Annotated in this window: 14 protein-coding genes; 13 read left to right on the plus strand and 1 reads right to left on the minus strand. The window is 64.6% G+C overall.

The window, feature by feature from the left end:
- Positions 1 to 3: 3 nt before the first annotated feature.
- The 8 genes from MP11Mi_RS11580 (at position 4) to MP11Mi_RS11615 (ending at position 8255) form a co-directional block, all read left to right on the plus strand.
- Positions 4 to 1068 (plus strand): acyl-CoA dehydrogenase family protein, encoded by a 1065-nt coding sequence (locus MP11Mi_RS11580; protein WP_420039068.1) that lies wholly within the window; start codon positions 4 to 6, stop codon positions 1066 to 1068.
- Between the two features lie 61 nt (positions 1069 to 1129).
- Positions 1130 to 2296 carry an acyl-CoA dehydrogenase family protein gene (locus MP11Mi_RS11585; RefSeq protein WP_420042078.1) on the plus strand — a complete coding sequence of 389 codons (1167 nt, stop codon included), beginning with the start codon at positions 1130 to 1132 and terminating at the stop codon, positions 2294 to 2296.
- The gene (locus MP11Mi_RS11590; protein WP_420039069.1) at positions 2296 to 3087 is read left to right on the plus strand and encodes an SDR family NAD(P)-dependent oxidoreductase; all 792 of its coding nucleotides are present in this window, start codon (positions 2296 to 2298) and stop codon (positions 3085 to 3087) included. The genes MP11Mi_RS11585 and MP11Mi_RS11590 overlap by 1 nt, the downstream gene beginning before the upstream one ends.
- Before the next feature lies 1 nt (position 3088).
- A complete protein-coding gene (locus tag MP11Mi_RS11595) occupies positions 3089 to 4288 on the plus strand; it encodes a thiolase family protein (RefSeq protein ID WP_420039070.1) in 1200 nt (399 codons plus the stop codon).
- Complete coding sequence (locus MP11Mi_RS11600) at positions 4289 to 5515, plus strand: acetyl-CoA hydrolase/transferase family protein (protein WP_420039071.1); 1227 nt, start codon at positions 4289 to 4291, stop codon at positions 5513 to 5515.
- Between the two features lie 33 nt (positions 5516 to 5548).
- The gene (locus tag MP11Mi_RS11605; RefSeq protein ID WP_420039072.1) at positions 5549 to 6307 is read left to right on the plus strand and encodes an SDR family NAD(P)-dependent oxidoreductase; all 759 of its coding nucleotides are present in this window, start codon (positions 5549 to 5551) and stop codon (positions 6305 to 6307) included.
- A 5-nt stretch (positions 6308 to 6312) separates the two neighbouring features.
- A complete protein-coding gene (gene menB, locus MP11Mi_RS11610) occupies positions 6313 to 7170 on the plus strand; it encodes a 1,4-dihydroxy-2-naphthoyl-CoA synthase (RefSeq protein WP_420039073.1) in 858 nt (285 codons plus the stop codon).
- A gap of 35 nt (positions 7171 to 7205) precedes the next feature.
- Positions 7206 to 8255, plus strand: coding sequence for an LLM class flavin-dependent oxidoreductase (locus tag MP11Mi_RS11615; RefSeq protein ID WP_420039074.1), 1050 nt, complete (start codon positions 7206 to 7208; stop codon positions 8253 to 8255).
- 17 nt (positions 8256 to 8272) lie between these two features.
- Here the strand turns inward: MP11Mi_RS11615 and MP11Mi_RS11620 are convergent, their stop codons facing one another.
- The gene (locus MP11Mi_RS11620) at positions 8273 to 9112 is read right to left on the minus strand and encodes a FadR/GntR family transcriptional regulator (RefSeq protein WP_420039075.1); all 840 of its coding nucleotides are present in this window, start codon (positions 9110 to 9112) and stop codon (positions 8273 to 8275) included.
- 187 nt (positions 9113 to 9299) lie between these two features.
- On the opposite strand from MP11Mi_RS11620, the gene MP11Mi_RS11625 reads away from it, so the two are divergent.
- Genes MP11Mi_RS11625 through MP11Mi_RS11645 form a run of 5 tightly spaced genes read left to right on the plus strand, consistent with a single transcriptional unit; the run spans position 9300 to position 13926 of the window.
- Positions 9300 to 10115 carry an enoyl-CoA hydratase/isomerase family protein gene (locus MP11Mi_RS11625; protein WP_420712782.1) on the plus strand — a complete coding sequence of 272 codons (816 nt, stop codon included), beginning with the start codon at positions 9300 to 9302 and terminating at the stop codon, positions 10113 to 10115.
- 18 nt (positions 10116 to 10133) lie between these two features.
- The gene (locus tag MP11Mi_RS11630; RefSeq protein ID WP_420039076.1) at positions 10134 to 10940 is read left to right on the plus strand and encodes an enoyl-CoA hydratase/isomerase family protein; all 807 of its coding nucleotides are present in this window, start codon (positions 10134 to 10136) and stop codon (positions 10938 to 10940) included.
- Positions 10941 to 10991: 51 nt separating this feature from the next.
- Complete coding sequence (locus tag MP11Mi_RS11635; RefSeq protein WP_420039077.1) at positions 10992 to 11804, plus strand: enoyl-CoA hydratase/isomerase family protein; 813 nt, start codon at positions 10992 to 10994, stop codon at positions 11802 to 11804.
- A 4-nt stretch (positions 11805 to 11808) separates the two neighbouring features.
- Positions 11809 to 12843: a phosphotransferase family protein gene (locus tag MP11Mi_RS11640; RefSeq protein WP_420039078.1), complete on the plus strand. Its 1035-nt coding sequence runs from the start codon at positions 11809 to 11811 to the stop codon at positions 12841 to 12843.
- Between the two features lie 60 nt (positions 12844 to 12903).
- The gene (locus tag MP11Mi_RS11645) at positions 12904 to 13926 is read left to right on the plus strand and encodes a DUF7064 domain-containing protein (protein ID WP_420039079.1); all 1023 of its coding nucleotides are present in this window, start codon (positions 12904 to 12906) and stop codon (positions 13924 to 13926) included.
- Positions 13927 to 13964: the final 38 nt, after the last annotated feature.

Below are 13964 nucleotides of genomic sequence, written 5' to 3' on the forward strand. Positions count from 1 at the left end.
GTCATGCACTGGGAACTGTCTGAAGAACACGAGATGTTCGCGACCTCGCTGCGCGACTGGCTTGCGGCGAGATTTCCGCTGGAGACCGTGCGGCAGCTTGTCGACGGCGGTGAGCCGAACAGTTTCGACGACGATCTGATCGCCGACGGATGGTGGGGAGTTGGCTACTCCGAAACAGCCGGCGGCCAGGGCGGCGGAATGGTCGAACTAGCTTTGGCAGCAAGGGAATTCGGCCGGGCATCAGCAGCCGACACCCGGTGGCTCGCGGCCGCGCTGGTCGCGCCGCTGCTCACTCCAGCCGAACTCGCCGCCCAACTGAGTGGCGAGCAGCGGTTCGCGTTGGCAGTGCCCGCCGACCGGGTGCCCGAATGGCGCCCGCTGGCCCTCACTGGCGCCGGGGTCACCGGTACGGTTCACCATGTGCTCGGCGCGGTCGGCGCCCAGGTCTACTTGGTGCCGGTGACCGGCGACGACGGGGACGGGATTGCCCGGGTCCCGGCTTCGGGGGCGACCGTGGCCGCTGACGATTTGCTCGCCCGAATCCGGCAGACCGCCGACGTGAGCTTCGAGCTGGCCGCGGTTACCGAGGTTGAGCCGGCTGGTTCGACCGTGCTGGAGCAGGTCGCCGCGCGAGCTGCGGCACTCACCGCCGCTGACGCTCTCGGCGCCGCCGAGCGGATGCTGGAGTTGTCGGTCACGTATAGCAAACAGCGTAAGCAGTTCGGCCGGTTCATCGGTTCGTTTCAGGCCGTGCAGCACGCGTGCGCGCAGATGTTGGTAACGGTGGAGGCTGGCTTCTCCTCAACGCTTTACGCCGCTGCGGCACTCGACGCAGGCCGGGAGGATGCCGTGACCTTCGCGGCGGTGGCCAAGGCTCAGGTCACAGCGTCCGCGGCACAGCTGGCCGACAGTGCGCTAACCGTGCACGGTGCGATCGGTTACACCTGGGAGCACGACCTGCAGGTCTTCTACAAGCGCGCCAAGCTGGACCGCCCGCTCTACGGCACCCCGACGGCCTGGAATGAGCGGATTGCGACCGCCCTGCTCGGAGAGCCGGCGACCGCCTAACTATCGTTGGGTTATGGTCAGTCCATTGGTATTGTTATTTCACAAGCATGGGAGTGTTGACGTGGATTTCGAACTGACAGAAGACCAGATCACGATCCGGGACGCGGTGGCCGAACTGGCCGCCAAGTTCGACGATCAGTACTGGCAGGAAAAGGACGAGAAGCACGAGTTTCCGACCGAGTTCTACAACGCGTTTGCCGAGGGGGGCTGGCTGGGGATCACTACCCCGGAGGAGTACGGCGGTCACGGCTACGGCATCACTGAAGCTTCACTGCTGTTGGAGCAGGTCGCCGCCTCTGGCGCCGGAATGAACGGCGCCAGCTCGATGCATCTGTCGATCTTCGGTATGCATCCAGTGATCGTGCACGGCAGCGCGGAGCTCAAGCAACGCACGTTGCCGCGGATCGTCAGCGGCGACCTTCACGTCTGCTTCGGCGTTACCGAACCCGGTGCAGGTCTGGACACAACCAAGATCACGACGTTCGCGAAGCGCGAGGGTGACAAGTACACCGTCAACGGGCGCAAGGTCTGGATCTCTAAGGCGGTGGAGTCGGAGAAGATCCTGCTTCTGACCCGTACCCAGAAGGTCGATGAGTCGCCGCGCAAGACCGACGGAATGACCCTCTTCCTCACCGACCTCGACCGCAGCAAGATTGATATCCGGCCGATCAAGAAGATGGGCCGCAATGCGGTCACTTCCAACGAACTGTTCATCGACAATCTGGAGATCCCGGTCGAGGACCGGGTTGGCGAAGAGGGCAAGGGTTTCACCTACATCCTCGACGGGCTGAACCCGGAGCGGATGCTGGTGGCCGCTGAAGCTCTGGGTATTGGACGGGCCGCGATGCGCGCCGGCGTTCGCTACGGCAACGAGCGCGAGGTCTTCGGTCGCCAGATCGGCAAGAATCAGGGCATCCAGTTCCCGTTGGCCGACTCGCTTGCCCGCCTTGACGCCGCAGAGTTGATGCTGCGCAACGCCACGTGGCTCTATGACAACGGCAGACCTTGTGGCCGGGAGGCGAATACTGCCAAGTATCTGTGCGCTGACGCGGGCTTCGACGCGGCCGACCGTGCGCTGCAGACTCACGGCGGCATGGGCTACTCCGAGGAATACAACGTAGCCCGCTACTTCAGGGAGGCCCGTCTGACGCGGATCGCCCCGATCAGCCAGGAGATGATCCTCAACTACCTCGGCTCCCACGTCCTCGGCCTTCCAAGGAGTTACTGATGAACACGCAAGCAACCGAGACGGCGGTCCCGGGCGTCGAGATATTCGGGCTGACCGGCCGCACCGCACTGGTAACCGGGGCAGGCAGTGGTGTCGGTGCCGCCGTCGCCCGCGCCTTCGCTGCGTGCGGTGCGGCGGTGCTGGTGACCGACATCGACAAGACCGCCGCTGCCGCGGTGAGCGCGCAGATCACGGCCGGCGGCGGAACTGCGGAGCCATTCGCGCTCGATGTGACTGACCCCTGCGGCGCCCGCGATGCGGTGGCGGCGGCCGCAGAACTAGGCGACGGAAGCCTTCACATCTTGGTCAACAACGCTGGGGTGATTGCGCCGGCGATGTTCCCGAACCTCGACGAGACCAAGTTTCGCAGAGTTCTCGACACCCACCTAATGGGCACCTATCACCTGAGTCAGGCTGCGCTGGACCGGCTACCCGACGATGGCAGCGGGCGGATAATCAACGTCACCTCGGCGGCCGGGCTCACCGGCACCATCGGTCAGGCCAACTACGGTGCCGCCAAAGCGGCGGTCATCGGACTGACCAAGTCGTTGGCCAAGGAGTTGGCCCGCCGCTCGATCACGGTGAATGCAGTGGCACCGCTGGCCGCTACCGCGATGACCGAGAACATCCGCAGTAACGAGAAGTTGGCTGAGAAGACGTTGGCGCGGATCCCGCTGGCCCGCTGGGCGTATCCCGACGAGATCGCACCGACCTTCGTCTTCCTGGCCTCGGCTGCGTCCGGCTACATCACCGGCCAGATCCTTCCGGTCGACGGGGGGACGGTGATCTGACATGGCCGCAAAAGTCTCCGGGCCTTTCACTCAGTCCGGCCGTGAAGTGGTGATCGCAGAAGCGGTGCGCACCCCGATCGGCAAATCGCATCCCGAGAAGGGCTGGTTCCGCGATACCCATCCGAACGATATGTTGGGCGCCTGCTACCTAGACCTGATCGAGCGCACCGGGCTGAATCCGCTGGTAGTCGAAGATTTGCTCATCGGCTGTACCGCGCCGTTCGGCGAACAGTCGCGCAACATCGGCCGCAATGCCTGGTTGCAGGCTGGGCTCCCCCCGGCCGTCCCGGCCACCACGCTCGACCGCCGGTGCGGCTCGGCCCAGACCTCGGTCAACTTCGCTGCGGCGCTGGTCGCGTCCGGCGTGCACGACGTGGTCATCGCGGGCGGCGTCGAACATATGGGACACGTCCCGATGAACTCTCCGGCCAAGATCAGCGAGCTTTACGGCGACCCGTGGCCGACCGAGCTGTGGGAACGTTACGACTTCGTCAACCAGGGTGAGAGTGCCGAGCTGATCGCCGACCGCTGGAACATCTCGCGCACTGAGATGGACGAGTTCGCGGCCCGCTCACACGCGTTGGCCGCCGCCGCCATCGAAGCCGGTCGATTTGCCGAGGAGATGGTCAAGCTCGAACTCGACGGCCAGGTACGCCTCAGCGACCAGGCGGTGCGCCCGGCTACCTCGGTTGAGACCCTCGCCGGACTCAAGCCGGTGTTCCGACCGGAGAACGGCAGGGTGACCGCCGGCAGCTCCAGCCCAATATGCGATAGTGCCGCCGCGGTGGTGCTGTGCACTAGGGACGCCGCCGAGGCGTATGGGCTGAGGATCCGGGCCCGTATCGCTGACCAGACCACGGTCGGCGTGGATCCGATCATCATGCTCACTGGCCCGATCCCGGCCACCCGGAAGCTGCTGGAGCGCAACGACCTTTCAGTGAGCGACATAGACCTGTTCGAGGTCAACGAGGCATTCTCGTCGGTCGTTCTGGCCTGGCAACAGGAACTGAAGCCGGATATCGACCGGGTCAACGTGAACGGAGGCGCAATAGCGCTCGGGCACGCGGTCGGGGCCACCGGCGCGCGGCTGATCGCCTCAATCCTGTCGGAAATGGATCGACGCGATGTGCAACTCGGCTTGGTAACCATGTGCTGCGGTGGCGGTCTGGGCACTGGAACCCTGATCGAACGGGTCGATTAGATGATCGACTTCGGGGAACTCCTCGGCGGTACCGGCGTGTGGTGGGGACAAGCAGCCGCTGAGCCGCGGCCGTTGGTCGATGCGTTGCTTGAACCGGGGCGCAAACGCGGCCCGCTCCGTCTGTTCACAGGCCTGAGTTGGAACGACACACTGACGAGCGTGCTGGGGGACGACGACGAGATGATCTCGTACGGGGGGCTGGGTGCGCTGCGAAAACTCGGTGACCGGCTGCAGGTTGTGCCGTGTCACTACGGAGCCATGCCGCGCCTGTTCGCTGAAGGTCACCTGCCCGCTGATATCGGCCTGATCCAGGTCTCGCCGCCGGACGACGACGGCCGATGTTCGCTTGGTATCGGTTCGGATTACATGGCCGATGCGGCCGCCGTGACCCCACGATTGTTTGCCGAGATCAACAAGCAGATGCCCGCCGTGCCGGGGGCGCCCAGCTTGCCGTTGGAGCGATTCGCCGGGATGGTCGAGACCGATCGGCGGCTGGCGAACGAGACCGTGCGCGAACCAGAGGATGCCGACCGGCGGATCGCCGCGGGCATCGCCGGGCTGATCGACGACGGTGACACGCTGCAGATCGGGGTCGGCGCGATCGGCGCGGCGGTGCTCGAGGCACTGGTTGGGCATCGCGATCTGGGCGTGCACACCGGCATGGTCACCGACGGGGTGATGCGGCTGATCGATGCTGGCGTCATCACCAACGCCGCCAAGCCGATCGATCGCGGATTCTGTGTCGCCGGTACCGCGCTTGGGTCAACCGAGCTCTACGACCGGTCGACAGAACTGCCGTTTCGCTTTGCTGCGACCTCCTACACCCATGCCCCGCAGGTGCTTTCGCAGATCAGCAACCTGGTGGCCGTCAACTTCGCGATCGAAGTGGACCTCACCGGCCAGGTCGGGGCCGAACTCAGCCGAGGCAACTACCTCGGTGCGGTGGGCGGCCAAGTCGATTTTGCTCGAGCTGCCTCCTACACGGGCAAGCGGTCGGTCGTGGCGTTGCGGGCCGCCGTGCGCGGCCGCTCCTCGATCAAGTTTGTTCTCGAAGAGGGGGCAGTCAGTACCGGTCGCGCCGATGTGGACTGCGTGGTCACCGAATACGGAGTGGCCCACCTGCGCGGGCAGCCGCTGGCCGAGCGGCGTCGCCGCCTGATCGGTGTCGCTGCCCCCGAATTCCGCGACGACCTGGCGCGCAAGGTCGCCGAAGCTCGAAACAGTTAGTCAAACATTCTGTTCCATCGAAAGGACATCATCATGAGTAATCGCGTAGCCCTCGTCACCGGCGGCGCTCAGGGGATCGGCGAGGGTATCTCCCGTCGGCTCGGCGTAGACGGCTTCAAGGTTGTTGTGGCCGATCTGAATCTAGAAGTCGCTCAGCAGACCGCGGAAGCGATCGTATCTGAGGGCGGCATCGCCATTGCGGTGTCGATGGATGTTACCGACACAGCAGCGGTGCGCAGCGCGATCGAGCAGATCACCACGGAGCTCGGCCCAATTGAGATCGCGGTGAACAACGCTGGTTGGGACGACTTCATGAAGTTCCTGGACACCACTGAGCAGTTCTGGGACAAGATCCTCGACATCAACTTCAAAGGCGCATTGCGGGTCAATCACACGGTCGTGCCGGGCATGGTGGAGCGCGGCTTCGGCCGGGTCATCAACATCGGTTCCGACGCAGGCCGAGTCGGCTCGTCGATGGAAGCGGTGTACTCCGGAGCCAAGGGCGGCATTATCGCCTTCACCAAGACTCTCGCCCGTGAGGTGGCCACCAAAGGCGTCACGGTCAACACTGTGTGCCCAGGTCCCACCGATACTCCGGCGCTACGCAAATTCGCTGACAACTCTGGTCAGGATGCCGACAAGGTGCTCGGCGGCATGACCCGCGCGGTGCCGATGAAGCGGCTGGCTCAGCCTGCCGACATCGCTGCTGCGGTCGCCTTCTTCGCGTCCGACGACACCGGCTACATCACCGGTCAAACGCTGTCGGTCAGCGGCGGCTTGACCATGGCGTGAGTGGCATGACTACTGAGGTGCATGCCGTGGAGCCGGTGCAGTGGGATACCGTCCGTCGCTACGAGGACGTCGACTACTCGCGCACTGCGGACGGTATCGCGCGCATCATGATCTGCCGTCCGGAGGTGCACAACGCTTTCCGGCCGCAGACTCTCATGGAGGTCTCGGACGCATTGAGCCTGGCGCGCGAGGATCCAGAGATCGGCGTGATCGTTCTGACCGGTCAGGGTGACGCAGCCTTCTGCTCCGGTGGAGATCAGCGAGTCCGCGGCGACACCGGTTACTTGACCGAGCCGGACCGGCCGGACAGTGTGGGCCGGTTCCATGTCACCGACCTGCAGGTACAGATCCGTCGGTTGCCGAAGCCGGTGGTGGCGATGGTGGCCGGTTATGCGATCGGAGGCGGACACGTGCTGCAGATCGTCTGCGACTTGACCGTTGCCGCGGACAACGCCCGGCTCGGCCAGGTGGGACCCAAGGTCGGCTCTTTCGACGGCGGTTTCGGCGCGGGACTGCTCGCCGATATGGTGGGCGTCCGCAAAGCTAAGGAGATCTGGTTCCTGTGCCGCCAGTACGACGCCGCGGAGGCGCTGGAGATCGGCCTGGTGAACATCGTGGTGCCGTTGGCTGACCTCGAAGCCGAGACTGTGGTCTGGTGCAGGCGAATGCTGGAGCTCTCGCCGATGGCGTTGCGGCTGATGAAGGCGAGCTTCCACGCAGCTGAGGACGGTCTGTCCGGTATCCAGCAGCTCGCCCACGACGCGAACTTGCTGTTCTACGCCACAGAGGAGGCCAAAGAAGGGCGCGAGGCTTTCAAGGCAAAGCGCTTACCTCAGTTCGGCCGATTCCCTCGACGGCCATGATCAGAGAGCAGTACCGCCACCTGAAAGGATGAGTTGTGACGACTTTCGGAGTCAATGCTGCCGGCGTGGGTCGTGGGCGGCAACGGTTCGACACCATGACCGAGTTCGCGCGAGAGGCTGAGGCTGCTGGGTGTGCTGCGGTCTGGACGAGCGAACTCTATAGCCGCTCGGCCACGATCCCGATGGCTGCCTTGGCCGTTGGTACTGAGACCATATCGATCGGCACCAACATCGCCTACGGGGTAGGTCGCACTCCCTTGATGTGGGCAGCCGAGGCCCGCGACCTCGACGAACTGTCCGGCGGTCGTGTCATCCTGGGGCTGGGTAACGGAACGCCGAAGATGATGGAGGCCTGGCACGGGGTCACTGGTGAGGCGCCGGCGGCCCGAATGGCTGAATTGCTGACGGTAATGAAGAAGCTGTGGCGGTTGCACGACGGGCCGGTGGACCATGACGGGCGGTTCTATTCGATCCATATCGTTCCGGCCGCTGGCGTGCCGCAGCCGGTGCGCTCGGAGATTCCGATTTGGATCGCCGGTGTCAACAAGCTGATGCTTCGGGTGGCAGGCGAGCACGCCGACGGTCTGGTCGGTCATCCGATGTTCACCGCCGACTACGTTCGGGGGCCGGTGACCGAGGAGATCGCGGCGGGTGCGCGCCGCTCCGGCCGGGACCCGGCGGACGTCGCGATCATGGGCATTCGGATGTGCGCGATCGACGAAGATGTTGAACGGTCTCGCCGCCAGGCGGCCTATGCGATTGGGCAGTACGCGGCCTCGCGGGTGTACGACCGGCTGTTCGAACTGCACGGCTGGAGTTCGGCGCAGCAGGTGATTCGGCAGGCGGCTCGCGACGGCGACACCGAGGCGCTCGTCGCGGGGGTGACCGACGAGATGATTGACACTATTGCGATCACTTGCCGACCGCACGAATTGGCTCGGGAGCTGAGTCGGCTGCCCGCCGGATTCGACCACCTGGACTTGATCGCCCCGCCGTGGGGGCTCAGCGACGAGCAGACCATGCAGACCAACAGGCACATCGTGTCTGGGCTGCGCGAGCATCTAGGCGCGGGACAGCAGACTTGACTGTTCGACCCGACGGCTTACGCTTGGTCTCCGCTTGACTCGGGCAGGTCTCGGCGGCCCACATGCCGTGAAGACGTCGTCGCACCGGTGCGGTCGAGCGTGATCTCGGTGCGCTCCTCAACTTGCACCACCGCCTCGGCGTAGCCGTGGACGTGTTTGGTCATCCGCCGGGTTGCGGCCGCGGAATCGCCGGCCCGGATGGCATCGGTGATGCTCTTGTGCGCGCGATAGGTGGTCTTGCGGACCTCTGTGTCGACGAAGGCGGTGTTCTCGGTGGAGCTGTAGATGGCCTTCGAGAGTGCGGTCATGAAGCCGGTGAGTAACTCGTTGTGGCTGGCGCGGGCTACAGCGAGGTGCCAGTCGACATTGGCCTGCAGGAACTCCTCGAGCGGGAGATCGAGGTCGCCTACCGCGTCGTTGGCTGCATCGAGGGCGGCGAGGTCCTCATCGGTTCGATACTTGGCGGCCGGGGCGGCGCAGGCTGGTTCGACTGCTTCGCGAGTTTCCAGCAGGTCGGTGAGGCGAAGCTTCTGTCCGCGGATGAGCAAGCTTACTGAGGTCGCCACTGAGTCGCCGCCCGGCAACTGGACGAAAGCGCCACCGGATCGTCCGGTCTTGATCGTCACCAGGCCCTGTACTTCGAGGATTCGCAGGGCTTCGCGAACCGTGGTGCGGCTCATCTTGGTCTGATTGACCAGTTCCCGCTCGGGGGGCAGAGCGGTGTCGGCGGGGAAGTCGCCACGAAGGATGCGTTCTCGCAGGTCGTTGGCCAGCACGTCGGAGGCCTTGGGCACCGACATGGGCTGCAGCTGAACCGGGTAGCGCTCCACCGCGCTCGAGTTGGTTCCCTCTGGCATGAGTCTCCCACACGTTCGTTTAAATGGTCCTACCTAATCTACCAGCGATGTCCACGGACCTGGCTGTCGACTCGCCGTTCGCACCTCGGATATTTGGCCATACCAAAGTAATGGTTGACTTGATTGGGTCTCCGAGCTAGCGTCAGGCCAGCGGCATTCGCCGGGCAGGGCCGTTGAGGCACACGAGATGATTCCAGCGCTGCGGCGCGCAGACGAAGAGGTTGAGATGGCACGGCAGCAAGTGGTCACCTGGGACGAGGTAGAGGGTGGAATTCTCGAAGTTCGGATGAACGGACTCCCGGCCAACGCACTCGGCCTACCACTGCTCGACGGGTTGCACGGCGTGATGGATTTCGCTGAAGCCGCCGGTGACGTCAAAGTCATGATCATCAGCTCAGAAATTCCCGGATTCTTCGCTGCTGGTGCCGACATCAAGCACCTGGCCGCAATCGATGCGGTCAGCTTTATGGCCTACGGCGACAAAATGCGCGAAGTCAACGACAGGTTGGCGGCTTCGCCGTGGTTGTCGATCGCCGCGGTCGACGGCATCGCCCTCGGTGGCGGTCTCGAACTGGCGATGGCCTGCACGCTGCGAGTCGCCGGGGGCGGTGGCAAGTTCGGGCTACCCGAGGTCAAACTGGGCCTGATACCCGGTGCAGGCGGCACCCAGCGACTCCCGCGGTTAGTCGGGCGCAGCCGAGCGCTGGACATCATGCTCACCGCCCGGCAGGTACCGGCCGACGAGGCATACCGCATCGGCCTCGCCGACCGCCTTACCGACGGCGATGTGCTGGTGGCGGCTCGTGAGCTGGCGACCGAACTGATTGGGCCGTCGCTTCCCGCGCAACGGTCGGTGGTGCGCACCGTTGACGCCTCCTTCGACCTGCCGCTGGTCGAGGGGGCTCGCTACGAGGTCGACCAGATCCAGGAACTGTTCACCGACGGCGAGGCTGCCAATGGTATCGCAGCCTTCGTCGCCAAACGCCGCCCGAATTTCCGCTGACCACAGGAGCGACAAGCGATGCAGACCGTGAAGAAGACGTTCGAGACGATGCTGGTCGAGGAAGTGAAGCCGGGCATCGTCCTGGTGACCCTGAACCGGCCGGACCGATACAACGCGATGACCAACACAATGTTCCGCGAGATGGAGCAACTGGCGTGGGATCTGGGCGCCGAGGATGACTTACGCGTGGTGATCTTGACCGGCGCTGGGAAGGCATTCTGCTCCGGTTACGACCTCGCCGACGCCGACGATTTGCCGCACCTCGGCGCGCTGGGCATGCTCGATCAGCAGGAACGCGCAGTCCGGGCGCTCGTCGCGTTGCGAGGTATGCGCGTCCCGCTGATTGCCGCGGTCAACGGTGCCGCGGCCGGCGGTGGCTTCTCGCTCGCGCTGGCCGCTGACGTCCGCGTGGCCTCGCCGGGGGCGAAATTTCACGCGGCGTTCGTCAAGATCGGGCTATCGGCAGGCGACCTTGGTGTCTCATGGCTGCTCCCTCGGTTGATCGGCCCGGCCCGGGCCAGCGAAGTCTGCTTCACCGGACGCATGGTCGGTGCCGAGGAGGCCGTCGAGTTCGGCCTGGTCAATCACGTGACTGATGATGCGGTGGCGGGCGCACTAGAACTCGCCGAGCAGATCGTGAGCAACTCCCCAGGAGGGGTTCAGCTATCCAAGCGCGCCTTGCAGGCCAACCTCGAAGCCAGCTCCTACGCTGCGGCGATCGAGTTGGAGAATCGTGGGCAGGCCCTCCTGACGCGCAGTTCAGACATGCCCGAGGCGCTCGCCGCCTTCAAGGCGAAGCGGCCTCCAGTCTTCCAGGGCAACTGACCGCCCGGTCGGTCGCACACGTACCACCACCGAACATGAGAGGACGGGGACATGCCCATCGACTTCCCGAACCTGGAGACCCTGACCTTTACCGAAGCCGAACCTGGCATCGGCGTCCTACGGATGAATCGTCCTGAGCGGATGAACTCCCAGACCGTGCAAATGTTTCACGAGTACCTGGCGGCGGGCCGGGCGCTTCGGGACAGCGGTCTTCGCGCACTGATCGTCACAGGCACCGGCGAACGTGCCTTTTGCGCTGGCTTCGACCTAGATGAGATCTCGGTGATCACCGAGATGGGCGTGCGGGAATTCCTCAAGTTTCAAGAGACCGCCACTGGCGGCATCCAGTCGATCCGGCACCTGCCGTTCCCGGTGATAGCCGCGATCCACGGTCCGGCCGCTGGCGGTGGCTTCGCTCTGGCGCTGGCTGCCGACATCCGGCTCGCCGCCCCGACCGCCAAGCTCAGCGCGGCCTTCGTCAAGGTCGGGTTGTCGATGGGTGAGCTGGGTACTTCGGTGAACTTGGCCCGCATCGTCGGCCCGGCCCGGGCCGCCGAGATCGGCTTCACTGCGCGGTTGGTCAAGGCCGACGAAGCCAGGAGAATTGGTCTGGTGAACGTGGTAGTTCCCAGTGCGGACCTGATGGAGGAGGCACTCAAGATGTGTCGCCAGATCGCCGAGAACTCCCCGGGTGGGGTGCGGATGTCCAAGCGGGCCATCCAACGCAACGCCGAGATCGGTTCGTACGAGGCGGCGTTAGAGCTGGAGAACCGAGGACAAGCCTTGCTGACCCGCACCGATGACATGCCTGAAGCACTCGCCGCGTTCAAAGAGAAGCGCGCGTCTCAGTTCACGGGACGGTGAAGGGATGAGCTGGGAGTGGAGTTCCGCTGATCTGGGCCGACTGCAGACCTTTCTGGTCGACCGCGGCTTGGTTCAAGGGCAGATCGTCGCACGTCGAATCGGCGACGGACATTCAAACTTGACCTATCTGGTCACAGACGGCACGCAGCGAGTGGTCGTTCGGCGGCCGCCGCCGCCGCCGATTCCGCCTGGGGCCAACGACATGCTGCGCGAGGCCCGAATCATGTCGGCGCTGGCCGGTACCGAGGTGCCAGTTCCGACGATTCTGGCGACCGCCGACGCCGACGAGGTGATAGACGTCCCGCTCTACGTCATGTCCTTCGCGGCCGGACCAGTGGTCACCACCGCATTGCCCGATCCGCTCAACACTGCGGACCTCCGCCGCGAGGTCGGACACGCGCTAGTGGACACACTCGCCGCACTCCACAGCGTGGACTACGCGGCAGTTGGGCTGGGCGGCCTGGGCCGACCCGAGGGCTTCAACGCCCGGCACGTCGCCCGAATGCGTCGGCTCATCGAGGACGAGAATGGCGGGCTGCCTGACGAGTTCGTCGACGTCGACACCTGGCTGCGGGCGAACACCCCACCGGAATCCGGTGCCGCGGTGGTGCACGCCGACTTTCGGATCGGAAACGTGGTGCTGGGGCAGGACGCTCCAGGTCGCGTTGACGCGGTACTTGACTGGGAACTGTGCACCCTCGGCGACCCGCTGCTCGACGTCGGCTATCTGGCTGCGACGATCCCGGTCTCCGGTCACCACCCCAACCCCACCGCCGAGCTGGGTTTGGTCATGCTCGAACCAGGCTTCCCCACCAGAGAAGACTTGTTGGCCCGCTACGCCGAGCGCAGCGGGCGGGACCTGTCGAACCTGTCCTGGTACATCGTGCTGGCGTTGTGGAAGCTCGCCGTGCTCTACGAACACAGCCGCCGCCGGGTGCTCGACGGTATCGGTGACACGTACTACGCCGACCCGGAGTTGGTGCAGCGTTTCCTCGCAGACGCCGTCGACGTCATCGGCACGGGACCAGTGATCTCGTGATCGGCGATCCGTACGTGACTTCAGTCAGTATTTGATCTCAGCCAGCAATTAGGAGAGTTGATGTCTACGTCCACCACTCACCAGTTCCACGATCCGCTCGTCGGCAGGGAGACCGAGGGCCTATCGGAAGGCTTCTTCGACCGTTTCATGTTCAACATGCACCCGGTCGCGGGCGGGGGGCCGTCGATCATCATGGGGCATGGCCGGTATCCGCTGAAGGACACCGTCGACGGCTTCGTGGTGGTGAGCACCGACACCGATCAGCGCAACCTGCGGTATGCCAGCAAACTCAGCGCCGCCGACGTCGACGGTGCCGGACCATTCCGGTTCGAGCTGGTCGAACCCAATCAACAGTGGCGACTGCGCCTGGCACCCAACGAGATCGGCCTCGAGTTCGACATCACTTGGCGGGCGCGAACCCCGGCGTGGTTCGGTGAGGTGGCGGTGGAGAACACGTCGGGGACACCGACCTCTTTCGACCATCTTTTCCAGTCCGGTCTGTACACCGGGACTTTGAGTATCGACGGTGAGACGACCTCGGTGGACGGTTGGTACGGCCAGCGCGACCGATCGCGCGGGGTGCGGACCATGTCCGGTGGGCAGGGCGTGCACATCTGGTACCAGGCGCAGTTCCCCGAATTCGCCGTCGGTTTCCTCCTGGTGGAGACGCGTGATCATCAGCGACTCCTGCTCGAGGGTGCCGTTATGCACACCAACGGTTCGCTGGATCCGGTGGTCGACGTCAAGCACGCATTGAGCTTCTCCGATGGGCTGGATCTAGTGGAAGGCACAGTTTTGGTGCGCACCGCTGGCGGCAAGACCTACCGGATGAGCGCTGACGCCCGTTCCGGCGGCGGCTATATGGCCGGGGCCGGCTACGGCGGCCATCACGGCAATGACCAAGGTGTCGACCACGTCGAATCCAATGTCTTTCCGTTGGATGGGACGGTGTCGCCGAAGGTGCTCGAATCCGCTCTAACCGACCGGTTGTGCGTCTTCGACGTCGACGGCGTTTCTGGTTCGGGGATTTTCGAATTCGCGCTGACGCGCAGTTCGCGCTATCAGTACCGGCCTACCCTATAGGTCGTCAGTCGGATTGCGAGACCTCGGCGCAGTTCGCA

The organism is Gordonia abscondita (assembly GCF_032711245.1).
Taxonomy (GTDB): domain Bacteria; phylum Actinomycetota; class Actinomycetes; order Mycobacteriales; family Mycobacteriaceae; genus Gordonia.